At 59.3% G+C, this 26141-nt stretch carries 23 protein-coding genes; 12 read left to right on the forward strand and 11 right to left on the reverse strand.

Annotated features, from left to right (window positions below; all coding sequences use genetic code 11):
- The 6 genes from Q0837_RS13805 to Q0837_RS13830 all read left to right on the forward strand — a co-directional run bounded on the left by Q0837_RS13805 (position 1) and on the right by Q0837_RS13830 (position 7539).
- Positions 1–2325, forward strand: a complete 2325-nt coding sequence (locus Q0837_RS13805; protein WP_298470322.1) for a DUF2460 domain-containing protein — start codon at positions 1–3, stop codon at positions 2323–2325.
- On the forward strand, positions 2325–3140 hold the full coding sequence (locus tag Q0837_RS13810) for a DUF2163 domain-containing protein (RefSeq protein WP_366519681.1): 816 nt from the start codon (positions 2325–2327) through the stop codon (positions 3138–3140). The genes Q0837_RS13805 and Q0837_RS13810 overlap by 1 nt, the downstream gene beginning before the upstream one ends.
- On the forward strand, positions 3137–3559 hold the full coding sequence (locus Q0837_RS13815) for a peptidoglycan endopeptidase (RefSeq protein ID WP_298470324.1): 423 nt from the start codon (positions 3137–3139) through the stop codon (positions 3557–3559). The genes Q0837_RS13810 and Q0837_RS13815 overlap by 4 nt, the downstream gene beginning before the upstream one ends.
- Positions 3560–5737 carry a phage tail protein gene (locus tag Q0837_RS13820; RefSeq protein ID WP_298470326.1) on the forward strand — a complete coding sequence of 726 codons (2178 nt, stop codon included), beginning with the start codon at positions 3560–3562 and terminating at the stop codon, positions 5735–5737.
- A gap of 14 nt (positions 5738–5751) precedes the next feature.
- Entirely contained in the window at positions 5752–6213 is a 462-nt protein-coding gene (locus Q0837_RS13825; protein ID WP_298470328.1) for a DUF2793 domain-containing protein, read from the forward strand.
- A gap of 177 nt (positions 6214–6390) precedes the next feature.
- Positions 6391–7539 carry an OmpA family protein gene (locus Q0837_RS13830; RefSeq protein WP_298470329.1) on the forward strand — a complete coding sequence of 383 codons (1149 nt, stop codon included), beginning with the start codon at positions 6391–6393 and terminating at the stop codon, positions 7537–7539.
- Between the two features lie 372 nt (positions 7540–7911).
- Here the strand turns inward: Q0837_RS13830 and Q0837_RS13835 are convergent, their stop codons facing one another.
- The 7 genes from Q0837_RS13835 to Q0837_RS13865 all read right to left on the reverse strand — a co-directional run bounded on the left by Q0837_RS13835 (position 7912) and on the right by Q0837_RS13865 (position 14828).
- A complete protein-coding gene (locus tag Q0837_RS13835; RefSeq protein WP_298470331.1) occupies positions 7912–9489 on the reverse strand; it encodes an MFS transporter in 1578 nt (525 codons plus the stop codon).
- 52 nt (positions 9490–9541) lie between these two features.
- Positions 9542–10240 (reverse strand): 7-cyano-7-deazaguanine synthase QueC, encoded by a 699-nt coding sequence (gene queC, locus Q0837_RS13840; RefSeq protein ID WP_298470333.1) that lies wholly within the window; start codon positions 10238–10240, stop codon positions 9542–9544.
- 62 nt (positions 10241–10302) lie between these two features.
- On the reverse strand, positions 10303–10719 hold the full coding sequence (locus tag Q0837_RS13845) for a hypothetical protein (protein ID WP_298470335.1): 417 nt from the start codon (positions 10717–10719) through the stop codon (positions 10303–10305).
- 82 nt (positions 10720–10801) lie between these two features.
- Positions 10802–11710 carry an Hsp33 family molecular chaperone HslO gene (locus Q0837_RS13850; protein ID WP_298470337.1) on the reverse strand — a complete coding sequence of 303 codons (909 nt, stop codon included), beginning with the start codon at positions 11708–11710 and terminating at the stop codon, positions 10802–10804.
- A 54-nt stretch (positions 11711–11764) separates the two neighbouring features.
- On the reverse strand, positions 11765–12706 hold the full coding sequence (gene argF, locus Q0837_RS13855) for an ornithine carbamoyltransferase (RefSeq protein ID WP_298470339.1): 942 nt from the start codon (positions 12704–12706) through the stop codon (positions 11765–11767).
- The gene (locus Q0837_RS13860) at positions 12706–13905 is read right to left on the reverse strand and encodes an aspartate aminotransferase family protein (RefSeq protein WP_298470341.1); all 1200 of its coding nucleotides are present in this window, start codon (positions 13903–13905) and stop codon (positions 12706–12708) included. Before Q0837_RS13860 ends, argF begins: the two co-directional genes overlap by 1 nt.
- 131 nt (positions 13906–14036) lie before the next feature.
- Positions 14037–14828, reverse strand: a complete 792-nt coding sequence (locus Q0837_RS13865; RefSeq protein ID WP_298470343.1) for a cold-shock protein — start codon at positions 14826–14828, stop codon at positions 14037–14039.
- A 314-nt stretch (positions 14829–15142) separates the two neighbouring features.
- Here Q0837_RS13865 and Q0837_RS13870 point away from each other — a divergent pair, with 314 nt between their 5' ends.
- Positions 15143–15574 (forward strand): TIGR01244 family sulfur transferase, encoded by a 432-nt coding sequence (locus Q0837_RS13870; protein WP_298470344.1) that lies wholly within the window; start codon positions 15143–15145, stop codon positions 15572–15574.
- 3 nt (positions 15575–15577) lie between these two features.
- Here Q0837_RS13870 and Q0837_RS13875 read toward each other — a convergent pair whose 3' ends face one another.
- Complete coding sequence (locus Q0837_RS13875; RefSeq protein ID WP_298470345.1) at positions 15578–17002, reverse strand: amidohydrolase; 1425 nt, start codon at positions 17000–17002, stop codon at positions 15578–15580.
- Between the two features lie 59 nt (positions 17003–17061).
- On the opposite strand from Q0837_RS13875, the gene Q0837_RS13880 reads away from it, so the two are divergent.
- Genes Q0837_RS13880 through Q0837_RS13890 form a run of 3 tightly spaced genes read left to right on the forward strand, consistent with a single transcriptional unit; the run spans position 17062 to position 20044 of the window.
- On the forward strand, positions 17062–17460 hold the full coding sequence (locus tag Q0837_RS13880) for a hypothetical protein (RefSeq protein ID WP_298470347.1): 399 nt from the start codon (positions 17062–17064) through the stop codon (positions 17458–17460).
- Positions 17461–17470: 10 nt separating this feature from the next.
- Complete coding sequence (locus Q0837_RS13885; RefSeq protein ID WP_298470348.1) at positions 17471–18430, forward strand: sterol desaturase family protein; 960 nt, start codon at positions 17471–17473, stop codon at positions 18428–18430.
- 24 nt (positions 18431–18454) lie between these two features.
- Entirely contained in the window at positions 18455–20044 is a 1590-nt protein-coding gene (locus Q0837_RS13890) for a GMC family oxidoreductase (RefSeq protein WP_298470349.1), read from the forward strand.
- Between the two features lie 119 nt (positions 20045–20163).
- Here Q0837_RS13890 and Q0837_RS13895 read toward each other — a convergent pair whose 3' ends face one another.
- The 3 genes from Q0837_RS13895 to Q0837_RS13905 all read right to left on the reverse strand — a co-directional run bounded on the left by Q0837_RS13895 (position 20164) and on the right by Q0837_RS13905 (position 24549).
- Positions 20164–22557 (reverse strand): TonB-dependent receptor, encoded by a 2394-nt coding sequence (locus Q0837_RS13895; RefSeq protein ID WP_298470350.1) that lies wholly within the window; start codon positions 22555–22557, stop codon positions 20164–20166.
- A gap of 260 nt (positions 22558–22817) precedes the next feature.
- A complete protein-coding gene (amt, locus tag Q0837_RS13900; RefSeq protein WP_298470352.1) occupies positions 22818–24194 on the reverse strand; it encodes an ammonium transporter in 1377 nt (458 codons plus the stop codon).
- A gap of 16 nt (positions 24195–24210) precedes the next feature.
- On the reverse strand, positions 24211–24549 hold the full coding sequence (locus Q0837_RS13905; protein ID WP_298470354.1) for a P-II family nitrogen regulator: 339 nt from the start codon (positions 24547–24549) through the stop codon (positions 24211–24213).
- Positions 24550–24754: 205 nt separating this feature from the next.
- On the opposite strand from Q0837_RS13905, the gene Q0837_RS13910 reads away from it, so the two are divergent.
- Positions 24755–25738: an IS1595 family transposase gene (locus Q0837_RS13910; RefSeq protein ID WP_298470355.1), complete on the forward strand. Its 984-nt coding sequence runs from the start codon at positions 24755–24757 to the stop codon at positions 25736–25738.
- A gap of 78 nt (positions 25739–25816) precedes the next feature.
- The gene (locus Q0837_RS13915) at positions 25817–26125 is read left to right on the forward strand and encodes a hypothetical protein (protein ID WP_298470357.1); all 309 of its coding nucleotides are present in this window, start codon (positions 25817–25819) and stop codon (positions 26123–26125) included.
- Positions 26126–26141 lie beyond the last annotated feature (16 nt).

Raw genomic sequence — 26141 nt, forward strand, 5'->3', positions numbered from 1 at the left:
ATGGCATTCTGGTTGGCGCAGCGGCGCCACGCTCAGGAATCGAGCTACATCCAACGCTTCGACCCGCGTTTCTGGACGGTGAACTTCCCTCGCCCCGCCATGGCGTCGGTTGTGACGACTGGGCCGGATTCGCTGCGCGTTGATGTCGAGCTGCATCATGAAGGCGAACTCGTCGGATTGATCTGGGACAGTATCGACTCGCTCGACCACCCTTTGCTGGCCTATGAAACCAGCGTCGATTACTCGCATACAACGCTAAGTTTCCGGTGGCAGTCGCAGGGTGTCATTCCGCTCGATCAGCCAAACGGTCCGACGCTAACGATCGAAGGTTACGACGCGGCCGATCAGCCAAAGACCTGGTTCGTCCGGCTCTGGAATTATGCCGAAGGCACACCGGAAGATGCGGTGATCACGCTGCCGTTTTCCGAGCTGGAAGGCGGATTTGGACTGCCTGGCGATGCGATCAATCCCAAGACAATCGACCGGATGTTCATTTCGCTTGTCGCGCCAGACTACGTCGCGAACAGCAGCGCGCCCTTACCAGCTCGGTTCAATGGCCATGCCATTCTGTCCGACATCAACACGGATGGCGCGAACGCGATGCTTGAGATCGGCGATGTCCGTCTGCCGCCGCATGGCGAGCGCATGGCTACCGCCTATGATGATGCCTTCAACCAAACCCCTGCACGTTTGCTTCGCAACGTTCTCGGGCTCGGGTATCGCGACGACCTCATTCACTATGTCGGGATGAGCCACTTCATGCGGCTCGAGCGGCGCACGAACGGCGAGCTGCTCGTCCCGTCCACAGCCGAGCTCCGCGAACCGGCACGTGCCTGGCACCGCAGCTTCTTCGAGGCTTGCCGAGACAATGATTTCGAAGCGATCGGTTCAATTTCCTACGAGCTGTTCAACGCCTTTTGCCCCGAGGAATGGAAGCAGCGCACGGCGAGCGGCGACCCCGCGCTCACCGGATGGGTGCCGCCGTCCACTCTGCTTTCGCCCGCCAACACCGAAGCGATGAATTGGCTGAAGGACAGCGCTCTCGCCTTTGTCGACCTGCTGGAAGAGGCACAGTTGCCGGTCCGAATGCAGATTGGCGAACCATGGTGGTGGGTGACCGCAGCGGGCGAAATTTGCCTCTACGATGATGCCGCGAAGGCGGCGTTTGGGGGTGACCCTCCCATCATCGATGACCTGCGCAGCCCGCTGAATGGCGAACAATTAGCCTTGCTAGATTTGGCGGGCGCTTTGCTTGCGCAATCGACGGCCGATCTTACAGCGACGATCCGCGATCGGGCGACTTCGAATGCTGAAGTGCTGCTGCTGGCTTTCACGCCGACGATACTCGATCCCGAGATGCCGGAAATGTACCGCGCCAACCTGCCTCTAGGCTGGGCGCGTCCTGCGTTCGATCGTCTCCAGCTTGAAGATTACGATTGGCTGACCGCAGGAGCCGATGCGCTGCGCCGTGCGGCGTATCAATTCGTCGACCAGCTGCTCGGTTACCCACTCGCCGAGCAAGACTATCTTGCAGGCTTCGTGCTCGACCCTGCAGACGCCGAGGACTTCTGGACGCGGATCGATGCCGGTCTGGATGAAGCTGCCGAACGCGGTGTTCCGCGCCGATATGTCTGGGCGCTGCCGCAGGTCACGCGCGATGGCTACACCCGACTTTACCTTGCCGAAGAGGACATCATGGAACCTTTTGACGACGTGCTCTATCCCTTCGCGCTTGGTCGCAACACGGCTGTGGCCCCGGAATTTTCGACCTCCGTCACGGTAACCGCATCCGGGCATGAGCAGCGCAATTCGCTGTGGTCGGATGCACGAGTGCATTTCGATGTCGGTCCCGGAATCCGCTCGGAGTCAGAATTGGCGGAGTTGATCTCCTTCTTTCGGGCACGACGAGGGGCAGCGCGGGGCTTCCGCATCAGCGATCCGTTCGATCACAGCTCAAACGGCATGACAGGCACGCCAACTATGCTCGATCAGTTGATCGGCATCGGTGACGGCCTGGCCGCCGACTTTCAGATCGTGAAAGCTTACGGCGGCACAAGCGAACCGCAGATCCGCCCGATCACGAGACCGCGTGCAGGATCGCTGCTCGTCAGCGTCGACGGCGCACCCAGTTCCGACTGGACGCTCACCAGTCTCGGGATGCTGAGTTTTGATGTGGCTCCACCAGCGGGGTCCGAAATCCGGGCAGGCTTCCTGTTTGATGTTCCGGTTCGTTTTGCCGAAGACCGGATTGACATTTCGGGCGTCAATTTTGCAGCTGGCGAAGCCCCAAGCATTCCCTTGATCGAACTGCGCGAGACCAGTTGATGCGCGTTTTCTTTGACCGCGAACTCGATACGGTCGCGACGTTCTGGCGCGTCTATCGGCGCGACGGGATCATGCTGGCGTTCACCAGCCATGATCGCGACCTGACCTTCAACGGAATCGCGCATCGGGCGGCCCCTGGCATGGTGCCAGCGGCAATCCGGTTGACCGCGGACCTCAACGAAGACAGCGCCGAGGTTCAAGGCGCGCTAAGCCACGCTACGATCCGCGAAAAGGACCTTGCCGCCGGATTGTTCGATCACGCTGCGATCGAGATCGGCGCGGTTGATTGGGAATTGCTCGACAGCCATGTGATCTATTCGGGTCGATTGGGGAGAATCGAGGACGACAGACGAAGCTTCACCGCAGAGCTTCGGTCAGCAAAACGACAGCTCGATGAAGATCTTGTTCCGCGCACCAGTCCAACATGCCGCGCGCTATTCTGCGGCCCGGGTTGCGGGGTCTCTGCAGCCGCCGTGACAACGACCCAAAGCCTTGCGGGGATCGACCTTGACAGGAACACCATCCTTTTCGATGGCATCGACCCGAGCGACTTTGTCGACGGGCAATTGCGCTTTCTGGATGGACCTCAATCGGGGGTTTCTTTCGGCATAATCAGCGCAGACGTGAACGGTCTGGTCCTTGATCGGCAATTGGTCGACGGAACACCCATCGGCACAAGAGTTGAGCTACGCGAAGGGTGCGATCATACACTCACGACCTGCGCGTCCCGGTTTGCAAACGCAGTCAATTTTCGCGGCGAGCCATTTCTTCCGGGCAACGATCTGCTCACCCGCTACGGCCAACCATCGGGATGAGCCAGGATGGCGCGCGGCTTGCCAATGCCGCAGCGACGCTGATCGGAGTGCCTTTTCGACTCCATGGCCGAAATCGTGTCACCGGTCTCGACTGTGTTGGTCTCGTCGCGGCGAGCCTTGAGGCGATTGACCTTAAGCCTGTGACGCCTCGCGGCTATCACTTGCGCAACACATCGATTGAGCGCTGGCTTGGGTGCGCGCACCGGTCAGGTCTGAAAACGGCCAGCGGTGCTCCCATCAGCGGGGATATAGTGTTGACCGTGCCGGGGCCGGGTCAGACTCACCTTCTCATCATGGAATCGAGCCGGTCGTTCATTCACGCGCATGCGGGCCTACGCCGCGTTGTGCGCCAGCCTTTCGATCAGTCTGTGAAACCCCAAAACATCTGGCGGGTGAAACCGCGAGCGAAGGACACCTGAATGGCTACTATTGTACTTTCAGCCGTCGGCAGTGCGTTCGGAGGCCCGATCGGTCTTGCCTTGGGATCGCTCATCGGCCGCGAAATCGACAGTGCTGTGTTTGGGATCGGCTCTCGCAAAGGGCCCCGGTTGAAAGAGCTGGCGGTTACGACCTCAAGTTACGGCCAACCGATCCCGCGCAACTTCGGGCGGCTGCGGGTCGCAGGGACTGTTATCTGGGCGACTGACCTAGTCGAAAGTTCGTCCAAAGAAGGTGGCAAGGGCCAACCAAAGACGACCACCTATTCCTACTCGGTGTCATTCGCGGTTGCCTTGTCGAGCACGCCGATTGCCCGCTTGGGCAGGATATGGGCCGACGGAAATCTTCTGCGCGGGGTCAATGAGGATCTAAAGGTTGCAGGCACTCTGCGCACCTATCTCGGCACAGGTGACAATCCGGTCGACCCCGTGATTGCCGCAGACAAGGGTGCGCAAGCTCCAGCATTTCGCGACTGCGCCTATGTCGTCTTCGAAGACCTGCAACTGGCCGATTATGGCAATCGGATACCCGCGCTCACGTTCGAGATTTTCAGCGAAACCGACCAGCAGGTCACCCTGGGTCAAATCGTCCCGCAGGCCCAGAATGCGGCGGGGTCTGCTCCTATAGATCACGCGCGGGGCTTCGCCGACGAAGGCGGTCCGGTTGGTTCATCACTGGCGGCGATCGATCAGGTGATGCCTGTCTATTGCGTCAATACCGGTGACGGTTTCACCCTTTCTTCTGCCGCTGTAAGCGAGGGCGAGATTTCGGTATTGCCGCCGCAATTGGTCAGTACTCAAGACGGTGAAGCCGACGAGCGAACGCAGCAGCGCGCTGATAATGCTGAACTCACCCCACTGGCCGTGCGCTACTACGATGAACAGCGAGACTATCAGCCGGGCGTCCAACGCGCCGTCGGAAGTCGGCCAAACGGCCGGGAAAACATGATCGATTTGCCCGCAACCATGATGGCAGATGGCGCGCGGCAGCTTGCCAATGAAAACGCACAGCGCGCGCGTTGGCATCACGAGAAGATCACCTGGCGGGTTGCCGAGCTCAACCCTTCGATTCAGCCGGGGTCGCTTGTACGAGTGCCCGATTCTCCCGGGCTTTGGATCGTGAAAGGGTGGGAATGGTTCGATCGAGGGATCGAATTGACCCTTGAGCGCGCCCCGCCAGCGGCTGGCACTCCACTCCCGAGCGAAGCGGGGCAGCTCATCTCTCCCGTAGATTTACCGATCTTCCCGACATCCTTGCAATTCCTTGAATTGCCTTCGGACGGCACGGCAGACTCCTCTGCGCCGCAATTGTTCGCCGCCGCTTCCTCAGAGAACAATGCATGGCGAGGCGCGGCCTTGTTTGCAGAACAAGGCTCTACCCTGGTTCAGATCGGTTCAACGGAAACGAGACGCGCCGTAACTGGAGTTCTTGTCAGTGCATTGCCAGCGTCCGAAGCGATCCTGTTCGAACCTCGCGGAAGCATGACGATCAAACTGGTTGCCGATGATCTCGTTCTGGAGTCGACTGACGTGACCGGTCTCGCTGCGGGCTTCAATCGACTACTGGTTGGTGGCGAAGTCGTGCAGTTTGCCGATGCTGAGTATCTCGGTGAGCGTGTTTGGCAATTGTCGGGATTGCTTCGCGGTCGCGCCGGAACGGAGGCACGAGCGGCAATGGTACACGAATCGGGAACCTCGATCACACTGCTGGATGATCGGCTAACCGCTCTGGATGCTGGCCAGCTACCCGCTGGCGTGACTAGCCGGATTGCGGCGATCGGGCGCGGCGACCAAGAGCCCGTCTATGCCACTTTGCAGAACACCGGTGTCAGCCGCCGACCACTCGTTCCTGTGCATCCAAGAATACTCATAGATGGCTCCTCAAATTGGACCCTATGCTGGACGAGGCGCGCACGCGGCCAATGGCTTTGGGAAGACCGCGTAGAAGTTCCCTTGGTCGAGGAACTGGAGAGCTATCTTCTTGGGTTCGGCCCGGAATCATCACCGTTTCAGACGTGGGTCACCGACAAACCCGAAATCTCATTCTCTCCGAGTGAGCGAACCGATCTGACCGGACTCTACGGAAGCGGCTCGGTTTGGGTGAAGCAAATCGGCACATTCGATCAATCCGACGCTCTCTTCATCGCAGAATTTTCCTGAACCAGGAGGCCAGAATGCCCGAACCGATCACGTTCTCAACCGCAACCAACCAATTCCAACTCCCCCTGCTATTCGCCGGTCAGGCGCAGAAGGAGTTCTTCGTGAATCAGTCCCTGGTCTTGGTCGACTCCCTACTGCAGCAGGGAGTTGTGGCGACGCTCGACGCTCCGCCAGCAAGCCCGGAAGATGGAGACACATACTTGGTCGGCGAGTCGCCCTCTGGCGAATGGGAAAACAACGAAGCCAGAATTGCGATTAGGATTGGTGGTGCCTGGCAGTTCATCGAACCCTTCGAAGGAATGCATCTGTTCGACCGTAATGCGGGCAGTTTCGTGGTCTATCGATCCGGATGGACCGCGTTCGTTGCACCAGACCTGCCCCAAGGGGGCGGCGTAGTCGACGCCGAAGCAAGAAACGCGATTGCTGAATTAACTCAGACGCTTCTCAATCTCGGGTGGCTCAGATCGAACGGCTGAACCGGAGGCAACTGCCTTGCAAAGAGCACGGTTAGACCCACCATCTTCGAAATTTCTCAACACAGCCGTCAGATAGAGGCTTTCTTGCAACAGTCTGCGTGATTGATTGCTTGCCACCCACAGGGCGAGAAGTTAGAGACTCAATGTGCCTCACTTCGCAAAAAGGGGAATATAAGAATGCGCAAGTTCGTCATTGGTATGGCGATGGCTTCGACAGCGCTCACCGCACCCGCCATGGCCCGTGAAGGCCAATGGTACATTGAGGGTAGCGGCGGGGCCATGCTCGTCGAAGACATTGCTTTCGACGTAAATGGTGCTCCGGCTGATGCCGAAGCCGATTTCGAAGACACAGGTTATGATTTCGGTGCCTCAGTTGGCCACGATTTCGGCGCTTTCCGTCTCGAAGCCGAAGCCAGCTATCGTGCTGCAAGCCTGCAGGAACTCCAGGCTGGAACCGTTGGTCTCCAAGCTGGTAACCCGGCTGGTGGTGCTGGCACGTCGTTCTTCAACAGCACGCTTCCGGCGGCTGGTGAGTTTAACGCGCTTAGCTTCATGCTGAATGGCCTTTTCGACTTCGGTCCGGATGATGGCATTCAAGCCTTCGCCGGCGGTGGTGTGGGTGTTGCCCGCGTCGACGTCGACGGAACGGCTGCACTTAGCGGCCCTGGCGCTTTTGATGATTCCGACACGGGTCTCGCATGGCAGCTTCTCGCTGGTATCCGCGCTCCGCTCAGCGAGAGCTGGGATGTTGGCCTGAAGTATCGTTACTTCAATGCAACGGGCGTCGACCTGGTCGATAGCCGCGGTTTTGAGCTGAACACGGATGTAAGTTCGCATTCGCTGCTCGGTACGGTGACTTACAACTTCGGTGGCGAGCCAGCGGCTCCGCCTCCACCACCGCCACCGCCACCTCCGCCACCTCCGCCACCGCCACCGCCACCTCCGCCACCGCCGCCGCCACCACCGCCGCCGCCGTGCAACACTGGCCCGTACATCGTATTCTTCGATTGGGACGAGTCAGTCATCACAGCAGAAGCTGCGACGATCCTGGACAACGCGGTCACGGCTTACGCCAACTGCGGTACGGCCAACGTCATGCTCGCAGGTCACACCGACCGTTCGGGCAGCGTGACCTACAACATGGGTCTGGCTGAGCGTCGTAACACTTCGGTCACCGACTACCTTACCGGTCGCGGTGTCCCAGGCAGCCGGATCTCGAGCGAAGCATTCGGTGAATCGCAACCTCGCGTTGCAACTGCCGATGGTGTTCGCGAACTGCAGAACCGCCGTGTGGAAGTTACTTACGGTCCGGGTTCGGGCATGTAAGGACGGCTTAAACGCCTAACATCATTAAGGGGCCGGAGCGATCCGGCCCCTTTTTTGTACCCAGCGAGATTTCTATTTCTCCCTCTTGCAGGGCAATTCACTTCAAGCAGCGACAGGTTCTGCGTGTGCTTTTTCGCAAGCGCGGTATGTTTCGAGTTTCCAAGAGCAAATGCGCGCAGTGATACCGCTCCAATCGGCCAAGCGAAGCCCGCGACTACTGGTCGGTCTGGCTCTGTGGCTCTTGTCCTCGCAGGCAAACGATAGGGCGCAGAAGCCTATTCGCCCAACATAGAGAGAGGTGTCTAAGCCCTAAGCCTGCATATCAGTATTAAATCAGCATGCCCGACACTTACTGGCATGCATGCACCTGCCTTAATCGGTTTCCGTATCCTCGCCGGCAGCCTTTGCCCTCTCTAGGAGGGTTCGCTCCGCTTCGGGCACTGTACGATACGCTATCAGCAACAAGACGAGACCAATTGGGACTGCAATCAGCAGGCTCAGGCCGCCTGACGATAAACTTCCTGTGATCGTCGACACTTGCCCTGCCATGTATGGCCCGAGCGCAAGACCGACCAGCGTAGTAGCAAGGAAGAATGTGGCCGTGGCGGTGCCTCGCATTCGTGGCAGGACGAGATCCTGCGTCGTTGCCGCAGCTCCGCCGAGCGCGGAGCTGCCAAACAGCGACTGCATGAAGGCAGCAAAATAGAAAAGTGCCGGGATTTCGGTCGTGAACATCAGGAATAGGAATGGCGCTGCGCCGACAAGACCGAATGCGACGACCAGCAATCTTCCGGCCGGATTGCGCTCGCGGAGCCAATCCGCTGCACGTCCGCCAAGAATGACCCCAAGGAAACCGCCGAGTGCTCCGGGGCCACCAATCCACCAACCGGCAGTCGACGGCGCTTCTTCGAGTATCCGGATCGCATAAGGAGCCGCCCAGAACGACGCGGCGTAGGACATGAACGCAACCATGCCGTAGCCAAGGATCGTCGTCAGGAAGGCTGGGGTGCCCCAAATCAGTTTGAACGTAGGGGCGTCCCGCCCTTTCAGCGTCGATGCCCACGAGAAGATGGCATAGTAGCCGATGCCGACCGCAATCCACTGCTGGAAGTTGTCAGTCGCCACGGCCATTGCATAGGCGGCGCTGCCGATGACCAAGGCTCCGGCCAAATTGATTGCGATCCCGCGTGCGCCAGCCTGGGCTGCGCCGATCAAAGTAAACGGCGGAATGACCGCTACCAGTTCCCGGAAAAAACCGCGAAACGGGTCTTTGGGAGGCGGGGTGACTATGCCTTCGCTTTCGCCGCGCAGCGGCTCTCGCAATGTGAAGACCAGGCACGCGAGCAGCAGCCCCGGCAAGCCTACAATGATGAAAGCAGCCTGCCAGCCCGCAAGGCCCAACGGCGCGTCGGACGGATATGCCGCGTTCCATTGCTCCACGATCGCCCCGCCAATGAGCAGAGACACGCCGCCGCCTATATAGAGGCCGGACGAATAGATCGCGAGCGCGGTCGCGCGCATCTTTTTGGGAAACCAGTCAGATATCAGAGAATAGGCGGCTGGACTGGCGGTTGCTTCACCCACGCCCACGCCAATCCGGGCCACGCTTAGCATCGTGAAGTTCTTCGCAAACCCCGATAGCGCGGTGAATGCTGACCAGACAGCAAGGCCCACGGTCATCAGCCGAATACGGTGCCAGTTGTCAGCCAGTTTGCCGAGTGGGATGCCGAACAACGCATAGAAGACGCCGAATGCCGTACCGTACAGAAACCCGATTTGATCATCGCGCAGGCCCAGGTCCGCTTTGATATCCTCGGCCAGGATCGAGATGATGTTGCGGTCGACGAAGTTGAGCACGTAAACAATCACAAGGATGCTCAACGCATACCAACTGTAAGCCGGAACCTTCTGCTTAGCTGAGTCCGGCTGCACGGTTGTATCTTCACTCAATGAATGATCCCCTCGGCATCTCTATGTCTTGGCCGCATGCTCGACACGGCAATCACGCGGCATATGGGGTGGTATCGGTTATCCCGGCTTCGGCAAAACCCTTTTTGCGTAGGCGACACGAATCGCACAGCCCGCATGCTGTGCCCTCGGGTGTCGGATCGTAGCAAGACCAACTCCAAGCGGGGTCGAGACCCAGTCGTGCACATTCCTTTGCAATGTCAGCTTTGGTCATATGCTGCAGCGGGGCGTGGATATCGAACGGGGCTCCTTCGACGCCAGCCTTGGTCCCGAGCCGTGCTGTCTCGGCAAAGCTCGCAATGAACTCGGGGCGACAATCAGGGTAACCTGAGTAGTCGAGCGCGTTCACTCCGATAAAGACATCTCGCGCGCTCGATGCCTCAGCGAAGGCAGTCGTCAAAGCGAGGAAGACGAGGTTGCGAGCTGGCACGTAGGTCACCGGAATATCGTTCCCCACACCTGATTTGGGCACTTCGATATCGTCGGTAAGCGCCGAGCCACCGAACTTCCTCATATCGAGAGGCAGCTCGACATGACGGTCGATCTCCAACTGCCTCACTATCGCTTTGGCTGATTGCAATTCGCGCACGTGCCGCTGCCCGTAGTCAATTGTGAGCGCGCGGACGGCAAAGCCACGCTCCTTTGCGATCGCGGCGGTGACCATGGAATCGAGCCCGCCCGACAGCAGTACCACAGCGACCGGGCGTGCTTCTTTGTTTTCCGACTGTTGCATGAAATTTGGCTAAGCGCGGCGCGCGCGAATGGCAATTGCCGTCATGGCCGTTTGAGTTGCAATCAGCAGCTTCCGGTGCGGCGCGCCTCGGCGCTGAACTGGAATGGCTGACCGGACGCAATTCCCTGACTTTCGATCTGGACCAAATTTCCGGTTTCACGGCGGATATTGGTCCGACCATAGCCATTGCCCGGGCAGGTGTACTGGACCGTCACTTTCGAAGCGTCGTCTTCGACCACGAAGCGGCTGCAGTTCGGGGCAGAATGGCGCAGCTTGATCAGTTCCAGACCGCTCCGGACGCAAATTTTGCGCTCAGGCGTTCCATCGCGATATTTCAGCGTCCATTCGCCTTTGGCCAGACCGCTGAGCATGGCGAGGCCATCGGATTGGGCTGCAACTGGGATGCCGAACGCAAGAAGCCCAGCACCGCAGGCTGCAGCGAAGCCGCCGATCATGCGTCTGTTAATGCGTTTCATCATGTGACCTCGCCAAAAATACGCGAAAATTGCTTGTACAATCTGTCAGAACGTCGATGAGCCGTTCCTGAATAGCGATGAATCGTTAAAGTGCCAAGTCGAACTGCTTCGAGCAAAAGGCGCAATCAACCACGATCTTGCCGTCCTCGTTGCGCATGGCATCTCGTTCTTCGCTGGGAAAGCGGGAAAGCACGGTGTCATAATACTCGGCGCTGCAGCGACAGCCGCGCGTCAATGCTGCACCCGGTTGAATACGAATCTCGTCCTCTTCGTGGAACAATCGCCAGACGATCCCTTCCATCGACAGCGACGGATCGAGCAATTCGTCATGACTGAGGGTTCCCGCGAGCACAGTGATATGCTCCCAATCAGGATGATCTTGCCGAACGTGCAACCGCTCGCGGCCTTCTTCACCATCGGCCAGATGCTGCACCAGCAACCCCGCCGCCTGCCTTCCGGAGCCGCTCGCGCGGCTGGCAATCCGGATCATCGTCGGCACCTGCTCGGACTGGACGAAATAAGTTTCGCACGCCTCGGACAGGGTATCGCCCTCGAGCGGAACAATGCCTTGATAGCGCTTGTCGGCTCCTGTTTCGAAGGTGATTGCGAGATAGCCTTCGCCGAATAGCGCGTTGAGCGACGGATTCGCCCCCAGCCCATCCAGCATCGCAGCATCGAACTCAGCGTAGCCGCGCATCTCGCCGCCGCGATAATCACACACCAGCAGAGTGACAGCGCCACTCTTGGTCTGCGCCTGCATGGTCAGTTGGCCATTCTCGCCTTTGAGCAAACCGCCCATCAAGGCACCGAGCACCAGTGCTTCACTCAGCAGGTGCGTGATGGGCGCGGGATAATCGTGCGCTGCCAGCACCTGATCCACTACCGCATCAAGCCGAACCGCACGCCCCCGCGCATTGCGCGACGGAAGGGTGAAGCCAAGCAGCTTGTCCGAAAACGTTTCAGGTGCCTGAGAAGTTTGTGGCTGAAGTTTCATGAGCACATATATGGTGCCGTTCCGCGAGACTATAAGCCCCGCGGTCGGTCACCACTAGGACGGAGCGTCCAGCAATCCGAAGCTCCAGAGCAGCACCGACTTTTGCGCGTGGATACGATTTTCCGCCTCGTCAAAAACGACCGATTGCGATCCTTCAAACACTTTCTCGCTCACTTCCTCGCCGACATGGGCGGGCAGGCAGTGCAGGAATTTCGCGCCTGGCTTCGCCTGTGACAGCAACTCGTTGTTCACCTGATAGGGTGCCATCGCAGCCAGCTTGTTGTGGACATGCTCTTGGCCCATCGACACCCAGGTGTCGGTGATCAGCACGTCCGCTCCGCGCGCCGCTTCTGCCGCATCTTGCGTCAGAGTGACCTGCGAACCGCCAACTCGCGCCATCTCCACAAACTCGGCTTCCGGCTCATATCCGGCTGGCGTCGCAATGCGTACGTTGAACTTCATCAACGCAGCCGCCTCGAGAATCGAGTGCAGCACATTATTGCCATCGCCAAACCAAGCAACTTCGAGGCCGGGCAGCGGATGACCATGCTCAATCACAGTGAGCAGGTCTGCAACAATCTGGCATGGGTGTGACCGGTCCGTCAGGCCATTAATGACCGGAACCGTGGCATGCTTCGCCATCTCTTCGATCTTGGCGTGATCGTCTGTGCGCAGCATGATCACATCGACCATCCGGCTGAGCACACGCGCAGTATCCGCAATCGTCTCGCCCCGACCGAGCTGGCTTGAGCTCGAATCGAGCGTCAACACGCTCCCGCCTAGCTGGCGCATCGCAATGTCGAAGCTCACGCGAGTGCGGGTCGAGTTTTTCTCGAACACCATCGCGAGCACGCGGCCATCCAAAGGCGCATCGGCATCGGGCTTACCCTTTGGCCAATCCGCGCGCGCCGCCTTGCGATCGATCGCGTCATTGATCATCGCGGCGACCCCGTCAGCGCCAGCATCGCTCAGGTCGAGAAAGTGCTTGATTGGCATTAGGCTGGCTCGGGCACTTTGAAGCTTGCAGCGCCAGCCGAGAGTTTTTCGAAGAATTCGTCGATCTCCTCGTCGCCGATCACCAGCGGAGGTAGCAGACGGAGCGTCTGATCGCCCGCAGCAACTGTCAGCAATTGGTGGTTGTCGCGCAGGTGGACGAAGAATGGCCGACTTTCGACCTTCATCCTGATGCCCAGCATCAATCCTTTGCCGCGCACGAAGTCGAACAGGTCGGGGTAGTTGCCGATGAACTGTTCGAGCCGCGAGCGGATGCGCTCGCCTTTGTCGCGCACGCTTGCGAGAAATTCCTCATTCGCCACGGCGTCCATCACGGCGCTTCCCGCAGCCATGCCTAGCGGGTTGCCGCCATAGGTCGACCCGTGCGTACCGAAGGTCATTCCGCGCGCGGCCTTTTCCGTCGCGAGCAGGGCGCCAAGCGGGAAGCCGCCACCGATGCCCTTGGCAGTCGCGAGGATATCGGGCTCGATTCCATAGTGCTCATGCGCATACAGTGCACCGGTCCGCGCAACGCCGGACTGCACTTCGTCCAACACGAGCATCAGATCGTGTTCGTCGGCAAGCTCGCGCAGCCCCTTCATGAAGGCTTCGGATGCCGGGCGAATGCCGCCTTCACCCTGAATCGGTTCGACCAGGAAACCTGCCGTTTTCGGACCAATCAGAGCCTTGGCCGCTTCGAGATCGTCGAATTCACAATATCTGAAACCGTCGAGCAATGGCGAGAAGCCGTGATGCATCTTGGTCTGGTTCGATGCGCTGATCGTCGCCATCGTTCGGCCGTGAAATGCGTTGGTGAAGGTAATCAGCTCGAACCGCTCCTTGTCGCCCTCATCCCCGGCATTCTGGTGATAGGCGCGCGCGCACTTGATCGCCCCTTCGACCGCTTCTGCGCCCGAATTGGTGAAGAAAACAGTATCGGCAAATGTGTTGTCGACGAGTTGCTGCGCCAGTTTCTCGCCTTGCGGGCTGCCATACAGGTTCGACACATGCATCAGCGTGTCGGCCTGTTTCTGGATCGCTTCGATCAGGCCCTTATGCGAATGGCCTAGTAAGTTCACTGCAATCCCGCTGGCGAAATCGAGATAACGTGTGCCGTCTTCATCGATCAAATGGCAGTGCTCGCCGCGCACGGGCCGCACGCCGCAACGCGGATAGACAGGCATCAGCGGGGAAATCGACATAGTGGGATCCTAGAATTGCCCGAATGGGACGTGATCGGAAAAGAAAATGGCGGCCCGTCGATGAGCCGCCATTTCCTGAATGATATGGCCGCTCGTCGATCAGGTCAAACGGCCTTGGTGATGATGCGAGGTTAGCCCTGCGCAGGCACCAGATTGACCGCAGAATACTTGCCTCGTCGATCGACTTCGAGGTCGAACTCGTAGCGTTCGCCTTCGTTGATCGCCGTCAGGCCCGAACGCTCAACCGCGCTAATATGCACGAACGCATCAGGCTGGCCGTCGTCGCGTACCAGAAAGCCAAAGCCCTTCATCGAGTTGAAGAACTTGACCGTGCCGGTTGCTTTCTCGCCTGTAAGCTCACGCTTGGGCGGACCGTCTGCTGCTGGTGCTGCGATGACTTCGCCGACGACCTGCAGATCCTGCGCGGACACTTTGCCGCCGCGATCGACCAGGTTGAATTCAAGCTCCTGCCCTTCAGCAAGACCTTCAAGCCCGGCGCGTTCGACCGCGCTGATGTGCACGAACACATCTTCGCCGCCGCTCTCTTGCGCGATGAAGCCAAAGCCCTTTTGGCCGTTGAAGAATTTCACGGTGCCTTTGCCCGTGCCTACGACCTGAGCGGGCATGCGGTTGAAACCGCCGCCTCCGCCACCGCCGCCGCCAGGGCCTCCACGACCACCGCCGCCGCCGCCGCCGCCGAAACGGTCACCACCGCCTCCGCCGCCGCCGCCGCTGTAGCGATTGCCGCCGCGGTCTCCACCGCCGCCACCGCCGGAATAGCGATCGCCGCCGCCACCACGGTCATTTCCATAATCTGAAGGGGGCGGGAATCCGTCCATGCCACCGCCGAACGGATCGAAACCGTCTTCGCCGAATCCGTCGCGCTTGTCCTTGCCGCGGCGACGTCCTCTATCGTAACCCATAACCTAGTCAGTACCTTATCACACTGCCCGCCCTCCAAAGCGCCGACACCGGGGACAGCATGCTGTGCCGGGCGCTGGTGGCAGACCGAGTCGACGGAACCCCACCTTTCGAAGCGATGCATAGCGTAGAAACTGGCGCTATGCGAATGATTTAACCGATACTGCCCGTATCCCGCGGAAATATGACATTTTCGAATGATTGAGCAGAGCTGAATAGCGCAAATATTGAATTGCCGGGGGCGCAAATACCATTATCCCAGCGAATCGTAACAGCCTGCCGAAATTCTCGGCGCAGAAACAAAGGCATGCCCAACATGAGCAACTTTCGCACCCTTTCGCAGACCATGCTCGCCAGCCCGCAGATCGAGGTGTGCGATGTCGCAGCCGCCAAGGAATTGGGCGTCACGCTGATCGTCAACAACCGCCCCGATGGTGAGGAACCCTCCGCGCCCCAGAGTGCAGAGATCGCCGCCGCCGCTGCGGATGCAGAGCTGAGCTATGTTTCGATCCCGATCGGACATTCGGGATTCAGCGAGGTCCAGATCGACGAGATGATTGGTGCGCTGGATAGCGCCGAGGGCAAGGTGCTAGGCTATTGCCGCTCGGGCACGCGTTCCACACTTCTGTGGTCGCTCGCGCAGGCGAAGCTGGGCATGGCTCCGGACGAAATCGCCGAGGCCGCAATGGCGGCGGGCTACGACGTCAGCCCGATCCGCCCGATGCTGGATATGCTCGCCGCGCGCTAAGTCTTACTTGCGATAATCGAGCGGCGGATCGCGGTCGCCGAGCAACGATTTGTATTCATAGTTTTCGCCGCGCGATCGATCGAACTCGGCCCGGGCTGCTGCGCGCAGATCAGGATTGGTGAACAGTTCCGTCGCCATCAGCGCCATCGCTTTAGCGGCAACCTGTGTGCCCTTGTGCCCGATCGAGTGGCCACTTGACGCGACCGCTTGCCAGCTATGCGCGCTCGTGCCGGGAACCCATGTGGCGGTGCGAACGCCAACCGTTGGCGTTGCCCAGGACACATCGCCGACATCGGTCGAACCATAGCCGAGGCTCTTGTTGTAAGCGCCAATCTCAGCCGCGCTGGCGAGCGGTTTAGCAGCATCACCGAGTGATTCCTGCAGCTTCTCAGCCCATGCGCGCTCTTCGGCGTCGTATTCGACCCCGCCAACCACGCGCAGTTTCTGGTCCATGACTTTGGCCAGCGTTTCGTTGACCAGCAACGGGTTGTTGCCGTGGATCACTTCCCATTCGACTTCGGTGCCGGTTCCCATAGCTGCGCCGCGCGCTGCATTTTCGAGCCGGGTCCAGATCTGTTCTACACCCTCCGGGTCCGGATGGCGGACGTAGTAGAACACTTCCGCGAAATCGGGGACGACATTGGGAGCATTTCCGCCTGACGTGATAACATAATGCATGCGCGCATCCTGCGGCATGTGCTCGTGCAGCATGTTGGCCATCATGTTCATCGCCTCAGCACCATCGAGCGCCGAGCGGCCGCGCTCGGGCGCGCCAGCGGCGTGGGCCGAGATGCCAGTGAAACGGAACTTCGCGGAACGGTTCGCCAGACTAGTCCGCGCCGCTGCGCTGTTCTCATCATCGGCGTGCCAGTGGATTGCGACATCGACATCGTCGAACATGCCCGCGCGGGTCATGTAGACTTTGCCCGATCCTCCTTCTTCGGCCGGCGTGCCATAGAGCCTGATGCGGCCCGGCGTACCGGTCGCCTCGAGCCAACGTTTCACTGCAATCGCCGCGGTCAGCGAGCCTGCACCGAACAGATTGTGCCCACAGGCATGTCCTGCATGTTTGCCATCAACCGGATCGCGCGTGGCCGAAGCCGATTGGTTGATCCCCGGAAGCGCATCCATCTCAGCGAGAATTGCAATCACCGGACCGCCCTCGCCCCATTCGGCGACGAACGCCGTGGGAATTTCCGCAATACCGCCAGTGATGTTGAAACCTTCGCCAGCGAGTTCCGATTGAAGCAGGCCCGAGGACTGCGTTTCCAGATAGCCGAGCTCTGCCATCTCCCACAGCTGCTGTGCAACGCGGGCCGTACGCTCCGCCTCAGCCTCCACCGTCGCGGCTGGATCGTGATTGTCGGCAGCAAGCGGAGCGGCACCGATCAGCAAAGCGGAACAGGCAAGTCTGGCAAACAGCTTCATGTGAATCTCCTCAGCACATTGCTTGCCGCAAAGCGCCGCCCATGCCAATCCAAATTGCCATGGAAATTCACCCGCAACTTTGGATCACCGGCGGTTCGCTGGTCGCAATCTTTGCGCTTGCCGGGCTGGCATGGTGGCTGAAGCTTGGCGGCAAACCGGTACTGAGCGAGGACGCCGACGTCCGAGCCGCGGCGGGCGAGGTTGAGGATGGTTTCGAGGCGCAGCGCATCTCGATCGCACGCGATGGTGCTGCAGCGCTTGCTTCCGACAAGGCAGGACGGATCATGGTGATCAAGCGACATGGCAACCAGTTTGCCGGACGCACGCTGACTAGCGCTGCCAAGGTGCGCGAAGAGGTCGACGGTTTGGTGGTCGATTGTGGCGAGACGCAATTCGGCAGCGTGCGTCTTTCGCTCGAAGACCCGGCATATTGGGCCGACGCGATCAATCGGCTATAGCACTGCACCAATGCCCGATTTCTCCCCCACCCAATATGCTGTGCCGCTATTCGTCATCGCCGTACTGGCGGAGATGGTTTGGTCGCGGTTTCGCAGGCCAGACGCCTATGAGCCGATGGACACTTTGGTCAGTCTCGCATTCGGACTGGGATCGACCATTGCAGGCGGGCTGCTTGGCGGGTTCGCGCTCTACATATTCATCGCCGCTTACGAGTATCGCGTTTTTGATCTCGGGCCTGAATGGTGGACCGTGTGGTGGGCGTGGCCGCTCTGCTTTGTGCTCGACGACCTCAAATATTATTGGGTTCACCGCGCCGGGCACCGCATCCGCTGGATGTGGGCCGCGCATGTGAATCACCATTCGAGCCAGCACTACAACCTGTCGACGGCACTCAGGCAAACATGGACCGGCTCGCTGACGTTCGGGTTCCTGTTCGCGCTGCCGCTCGTGCTGCTTGGTTTCCACCCCGGGATGATTGCAATCGCAGGCGGGTTCAACCTGATCTACCAGTTCTGGATCCACACCGAAGCGATCGACCGGATGCCGCGCTGGTTCGAAGCGGTGATGAACACGCCGAGCCACCACCGCGTCCACCACGCGACCAACCCGCGCTATCTCGACCGCAACTACGCCGGGGTCTTCATCGTCTGGGACAAGATGTTCGGCACGTTCGAGCCGGAAACCAATGACGAGAAAATCCGATACGGCATCATCAAGCAGCTCGGCAGTTTCAATTTGTTATGGTCGGTGTTCCATGAATGGATCGGCATGCTGAGCGACATCTGGCGGGCACCGTGGAAACACAAACTGTCCTATCTGCTGCGCGAGCCCGGTTGGACGCATGATGGCAGCCGCGACACCTCGGACACGATCCGCGCGCGCTGGCTGGAACGTCAGGCGTCGAGCGAAACCGACGGTCGATCGGTTGCAGCGCGAAACGCGATTGCGGATAGTCCCGAAGCTGCCTAATCCTCTCCCCCAAGAGGAGAGATAATGGAAAGTTTCGACTATATCGTCATCGGTGGCGGCAGCGGGGGGAGTGCAGTCGCCGGAAGGCTCGCAGTCGATGGAACGCGCCGTGTGTGCCTGGTCGAGGCTGGCGGGCGCAACGACAACGTACTCATCAAGACCCCGGGCTTCATGCCCTTCATCCGGAATTCGGCGAACTACAAGTTCGACACTGTCCCGCAAAAGGGACTGAATGGGCGGATTGGCTATCAGCCGCGAGGCAAGGGGCTTGGCGGCTCCTCGGCCATCAACGGGATGGTCTATATTCGTGGGCACCGCTGGGATTACGACAATTGGGCGGCGATGGGCTGCACCGGCTGGGGCTATGACGATGTGCTGCCCTACTTCCGCAAGTCAGAAGCGAATGAACGCGGCGCGGACGATTATCATGGCGAAGGCGGGCCATTGTTTGTCTCCGACCAGATTTCACCCAACCCGACCAGTGAAGCCTTCGTCGAGGCAGCGGCGGCGCTGCAATTGCGCACCAATGATGATTTCAACGGTGAGAAGCAGGAAGGCTTCGGGCTGTACCAGACCACGCAGCGAGGCGGCGAACGCTGGTCAGCGGCGCGCGGATATGTCGAGCCGCTGCGCGAACAGGGCAATTTCGCGATCCGCACCAACACTCTGGTCGACCGGCTGGTTGTCGAAGGCGGGCGCGTCACTGGTGTGATGGTGCGCCGGGGCAAGCGCAGCGAAATGCTCTATGCCAAGCGCGGCGTGATCCTCTCCGCAGGCGCGTTCAATTCTCCGCAAATACTGATGCTGTCTGGGATTGGCCCGGTCGAGCATTTGAAGGAACATGGCATCGATGTCGTGCTTGATCGCCCGGCGGTCGGTTCGCATCTTCAGGACCATATCGATTACGTGTCTGGCTGGCAGACGACAAGCGATGTGCCGATTGGCGGGACGCTGAAAGGCACTCTCAAGATGGCAGGCGCTATTCTGGAACATCGCCGCAAACGCACCGGGGCGATGACCACGTGCTACGCCGAGGCTGGCGGCTTCTGGAAAGTGATGCCCGACGCCGAGACGCCCGATGTGCAATGGCATTTCGTGCCAGCTGTGCTTGAGGATCATGGCCGCGAGAACGTTAAAGGCTATGGCTTTTCACTGCATGCCTGCGTGCTGCGCCCGGAGAGCCGTGGGACGGTACGGCTTGGATCGAGAAAGTCCGAAGACGCACCGGTGATCGACCCGAACTTCCTCGACGCCGACCGCGACATTGCGGTGCTGCGCGAAGGCATTCGCCTGTCGCACCGGATTGCCGAAGCGCCGCCGCTCCAGATGTACGGTCCGACTGATCGCCACCCGGTCGATCTCAATGACGATGAAGCGCTGGACGAATTGATCCGAGAACGCGCGGACACGGTCTATCACCCGGTCGGCACGTGCCGGATGGGCTCAGACGATGATGCCGTGGTCGATCCAACACTCAAGGTGCGCGGGCTCGACGGGCTGTGGATCGCCGATGCGAGCGTAATGCCAAAGATCGTCAGCGGAAACACCAACGCGCCGAGCATCATGATCGGCGAAAGGTGCGCGGATTTCATCAAGGAAGCAGAAGCAACCTAACTGGAAGCGCCAAACGGTCCGGCGAAGTCGGACCGCAAAGGCGACCGCCCGCCCGCAGCGATGTGGCCCTCAGGCCGCATGAGCGAGGATTTCGCACGCCGGATGGCGTGCGGAACCCACTAAAAAGATTGCCGCGCCGTCACACCAATCGTCCTTGGTTGCCCCACTCGGAACCCAAGCCTCGCGCGACCACCACGCTCACGGTCGAATGACAGCAGTGCGTTCTCATCGAGGATGTTGTTGGCGTAGATCGCAAAGCTCAGTCCGCTGTCGAAGTCCACGCCCGCGCTCAGATTGACCAGCTGGTAGTCGTCCAGCAGCAGATCAACTGTGGTAGCCGCATCCGCTGGAGCACCGCCAAACGGCAGGCCATGCACGAACGTGCGCGGGTTGTTTTCCTGATCGGCAGGCTGCGTGAACCGCGATCCGACATGCTGGACCGACGCCGCGATATAGGCCTCAGCATTATCGCCGACCGGGAATTCGTAGCTACCGCTTGCGGTGAACTGGAACTCCGGCACCGATGGCAAGCGGTTGCCCTCACGAATGCCAGTCGCTTCGGCCAATGGCCCAGGTAGGGTGGTGTCGAATTCGGCTTCGATCCAACTGCCCGACAGATTGAGGTTCAGGCCAGCGACCGGGTTGAACCCGATCTCCGCTTCGACCCCCGCCGAATGCGCATCTGGAACGTTGAAGACAATCCGCGAAGAACAGCTGCCGGCATCAAGCGTCACCTGCAGATCGCTGATGTCGTTATAGAAGCCAGCGGCATTGAACGTGAAACCGTTGCCCTGCGCTTTCACGCCGACCTCATAGTTCCAGAGCGTTTCGTCCTCATAGTCCTGAAACCCACCGAACAGCGCCAGATCCTGCGCATTGCAGAGCGGGACGTTGAGCGGGTCATTCACCCCGCCAAGCCGGAAGCCCTGCGATGCCTGCGCGTTGACCGTAACGTCGGGGCTGACTTCGTAGCTGAGCAGGAAGCGCGGCGTGAACCCGTCGGATGAGGTTTCATCCACGACACCTGCATCGCCATTGGCGAACAGGCCGCCGGTCGTGATAGTGCGCGTTTCTTCGAAATCGTAATACCGGCCGCCAGCGGTAAAGGTCAGCGCGTCGGTGATCTCGTAAGAAGCCTCGCCAAAGATCGCGAGCTGCTCGATATTGTACGGCAGGTCCGAGTTGAACGGGGAATCGAGGTCGGCGAAGCCATTGGCCACCGCCGCCGATGTGCCTGCACCCAAAGTGGCATCCGTAAACGCCGCGTAACCGGGAGTTGGAAGGCGCTGGCGATAGAACCGATCGGTCTCCGAATAGAACCCGCCGATCACCCATTGCAGCGGCCCGTCATAATCGGACGCAAACCGGATTTCCTGAGTCAAGGATTCGACATCGGTTGTATCGCGCAGGTTGGATGGCAACGGCACCGCTTCATCGGGATAGCCGAGATCGACCGAGACGGAGCCGGACAGTGCGCTTGCATCGCGGCTGACCAGGATGTCTCGGCTGGTGAACGAACTGACCGAGGTCATCGTCACGCCGCCCAGATCGGCTTCGACCACCATGTCGGCGATGAAGGTCTCGTCTTCGAACTCTTCACGTAGCTGGAGAAACTGCTCGCGCTCACCCAGTTGGACCGGGTTGGTCAGGAACGGATTGGCAAACAGGTTGAAGAGTTCCTGACGGTTGAATCCGTCTGCGCTAATCTTCTGATAGATGATACGCGGGGTCAGGCTGAAGCCAGTGCCGGTGTCAACTCGCAGAGCAATCCGGCCGCCATAGCGTTCTCCGCTATTCACGTTCTCGCCGCCACCCGGGCCTTGTGCGTCGATGAAGCCCGCATACTCGGTGTAGTAACCCACCGCACGAATGGCCGCGACATCGCCGAGCGGCAGGTTGACCGCACCCTTCAGATGCCAGCCAATATCGTCTTCTTCGACGACATTCACATTGGCTTCCACCAAACCCTCAGAAACGCCAATCTGCGGCTGGTTGGTGATGTAGCGGATCGTGCCGCCAACCGAACCGGACCCGAACAGAGTGCCCTGCGGACCGCGCAAGGTTTCCACGCGATTGAGATCGAACAGGTCGAGATCGGGCGTGAACAGCGACAGCGAGATCACCGACTCGTCGAGATAGACGCCGACCTGCTCCTTCACGCCGGGCTGATCGCGCACGATCTGCCCAGCCGAAACGCCGCGGACAGAAACCTGGCTCTGACCCGGGCCGAGGTTCTGCACCGTAAGCCCCGCGACATTGCGAGAAAGATCTTCGAGCGTGACGGCGCCCGAACGCTGAATGTCTTCCTGTGTCTGCGCGTTGATCGAAAACGGCACGTCCTGAATAGTCGCATCCCGCTTGGTCGCGGTCACGACAATCACGTTGCCGGTAGGTATCGGCTCGTCATCTTCATCGACCTGCGCGAAGACCGGAGTGGAAGTCAGGGAAACTGCACAACCGCACAATAGTGCACGGCGAAATAGTGAAGTAGAACGAAGTTCGAGGCAACGCATCGTCTCTCTCCTTTGTCGGATCTTGGTCCGTGACGCGGGAATTGACGCTTCATTACCATCAAATGCAATCGCCTGCGACGAAGTGTGTTGCAGATTTCTTACAACTGTATCGCGCCAGACACACCTGAACTGTGCAAAAAAAGGGCCGGAGCGAACATGCCGCTCCGGCCTTCGTCAGTTGTTTGTTCGCAGGAGGAACAATGTGAGGCGGGGAAAGAGGGAGAGGAGAGAGATCTTCCCCCGCCAAACTGGTGGCTCGCTTAGGTTCCGCGAGCGAATTCGGGATAGGCTTCCACACCGATCTCGGCATGATCGAGCCCGCCAATTTCGTCCTCTTCGGACGGGCGCACCCCGATGGTGTATTTGAGAGCAAGCCAGACGATGGCCGATGCCGCACAGACCCACACGGCGGTAAGCGCAACGCCAACAGCCTGAGCGCCGAGCTGTTCGAGCACGGAGTTGGTGTACTCGTTCGCTTCGCCTTCGTTAAAGGTGGTCTGCGTGCTGTAAGCGACAACCAGCGTTCCCCAGATGCCTGCGAACAGGTGGACCGGGATCGCGCCGACAACATCGTCAATCTTGAATTTGTCGAGCAGAGGCACGGTGAAGACTACGATCGCTCCGCCGATACCGCCGATCACGATTGAGGCACCTACGCTGGGCGCAAGCGGCTCTGCCGTAATCGAAACGAGGCCAGCCAGCGCGCCGTTGAGCGCCATGGTCACATCCGCCTTCTTGTAGAGAACCTGCGTCAAGATGATCGCGGTCACCACGCCGCCAGCAGCGGCCATGTTGGTGTTCACGAAGATCTTCGACACGTCGGACACATCGCCCACGGTGCCCATCGCAAGCTGCGACGCGCCGTTAAAGCCGAACCAGCCGAGCCACAGGATGAAGGTGCCGAGCGTTGCCAGCGGGATGTTGGTCCCCGGGAACACGTTGACCTTGCCGTCCGGACCATACCGACCGAGCCGCGCACCGATGATGATTGCCCCCATCAGAGCAGCCCAGCCGCCGGTCGAGTGGACCAGAGTGGAACCGGCAAAATCGCTGAAGCCGTGGACGCTGTCGAGGTAACCACCACCCCATTCCCAGCTGACGACGACCGGATAGATCACGCCGGTCAGCACGGTGACGAAGATGAAGAACGGAACGATCTTCACGCGTTCGGCAATCGTGCCCGAGACGATTGATGCCGTCGTGGCGCAGAACACCATCTGGAAGAACCAGTCGGAAGCGACCGAATAGCCGGTCTCCGTGTCCGCAGCGCCTACTTCCTGCATCGAATAGATGCCCGTGAACCCGCCGATCAGGCCAAGGCTGTCTTCGGCAAAGCCGGGATAGGCGATGTTGTAACCGATCACCCAGAACATCAGACCGGCAATCGAATAGAGGCCAATATTTTTGAGACACTGGGTCGAGGTGTTCTTGGCGCGGACAAGACCCGCCTCCAACATGGCGAAACCAGCCGCCATCCACATCACCAGGAAGCCGCCGATCAGAAACAGCAGCGTGTTGAGAATATAGGCGGTGCCGCCTGAGACGACCTCCGCATCCGGCACAGCGGCGAATGCCGGCTGCGCCATCAAGCCCGCACCACTGGCGAGGGCAGCAAATGTAAGAACAGAACGCTTCATCTGTCTTTCCCCTGTTTTAGAGTGCGGTTTCGCCGGACTCGCCGGTGCGAATGCGGGTTGCCGATGCGAGATCGAGCATGAAAATCTTGCCGTCGCCGATGGCTTCGGTGTTGGCGGTTTGCTGGATTGTCTCCACCACCTGCTCGGCGATGTCGTCGCTCGCAGCGATTTCCAGCTTCACTTTCGGAAGCATGTTGGTGGAATATTCGGCCCCGCGATAAATCTCGGTCTGGCCTTTCTGCCTGCCGAAACCTTTGACTTCGGAAACGGTCATCCCGGCGACCCCGATGGTGCCCAGCGCTTCGCGGACCTCATCAAGCTTGAATGGTTTTATGATGGCGATGATGAACTTCATCCGTGCCCCCTTTGGCTCACCGGATTTTTCCCGGCAGGCTAAAGACAGCAAGAGGTGTGCCATTTCGCAGGAGAGAGGGTGACGTCGCGGAATCTGACAATTCCTTCGCGCCTGCACAAATACATGTGCCTATTTTTTAATCTTCTGTTTACAATTTAGGCAATTGTATACTTGACACAGCAAGGGTATCTGCTATCCATAATCCATGGAAAACGCAGTCGATATTTTTGCCCCTCGCTTCCAATCGGAAGACGCAGCGCGCGCTCACTTAGAGGGCCTTCACTGGCCTGACGGTCCTGTGTGTCCTCACTGCGGATCGGCTGACGCGAAACGGCTTCCCCCGCAAAAGCGTAAGGCTACCAAAGCGCATCCGGGCGGCACCGTCCGCAAGGGCGTTGTCCAGTGCAACAACTGCCGCAAGCAATACACCGTCACCGTTGGCACCGTGTTTGAGCGCTCCAAAGTTCCTCTCAACAAATGGCTGCTTGCCACGCACCTGCTTTGCGCTTCCAAAAAGGGCATTAGCGGCCATCAGATGGCGCGTATGCTTGGTGTCACCTACAAGACCGCTTGGTTTATGATGCACCGCATTCGTGAAGCCATGATCGACACCGATGGTGATAGCCTTGGTGGCTACGGTAAGACCGTGGAAGCCGATGAAACCTATGTCGGCGGCAAGGTCTCAAACAAACACGCTGACAAGCGCAAACAGAAAGGCGACAGTCCCTTCAAAGGCAAGCAGCCTGTGTTCTCGCTTGTAGAACGCGACGGTAAGGTTCGTTCCTTCCACGTTGCCAAGGTCAATTCCAACACGCTGCGCGGCGCTATCGTTACTAACGTGCATCGCGGTAGCTGGCTTATGACCGACGAACACCGCGCCTATGAAAAGGTTGGCGACGAGTTCACCGGGCATGGTGTGGTTGTTCACTCGCGCGGCGAATATGGCCGTGCGGGTATTTTCCACACCAACACCATCGAAAACTTCTTCTCGATCCTCAAACGCGGCATCACTGGCGTTTATCATCACGTCAGCGAGCAACATCTGCGCCGCTACGTCACAGAGTTCGACTTCCGCTATAATACACGCAAGCTGACTGACTTTGAACGTGCCGACGAAGCCCTAAAGGGTATTGCTGGCAAGCGCCTGACCTATCTGACCTATCGGCGGACTGGCGCAGTCGCAGCCTGACCCATTCAAAGCTCCCCGTTTGATCGGAGAGAAGCGCAAGCGCTGGACTCAACGGTAGTCGGTAAATAGTCTTAGCCCATGGATGAAGAATTTGAGCAGCGATGGCGCGAACTTGTCTCAAAAGTCGCAGCCCAGCGTTTCATACTCGATTATGTTTTGAAGCATCTCTTTTTAACAATTCCGAAGCCAGAACGACTTCAAATTGCTGAGACGCTGCTGAACCATTCAGAAGACACTTCATGGCTCGGCGGCGTTTCTCGCACAGAATCTCATGCCGAGCGCCTTGCCGATCTAGTTGTCCTAGCACAGCAAGAGGTTGACCTGATGATTGGTCGCGCTCTGGAAGCAACAGAAAAAGCCGAGGGGAGCAAGTATCCGCCAGACTAACCAGGGCGCTTGCTTT

Source organism: uncultured Erythrobacter sp., assembly GCF_947499705.1.
GTDB lineage: Bacteria > Pseudomonadota > Alphaproteobacteria > Sphingomonadales > Sphingomonadaceae > Erythrobacter.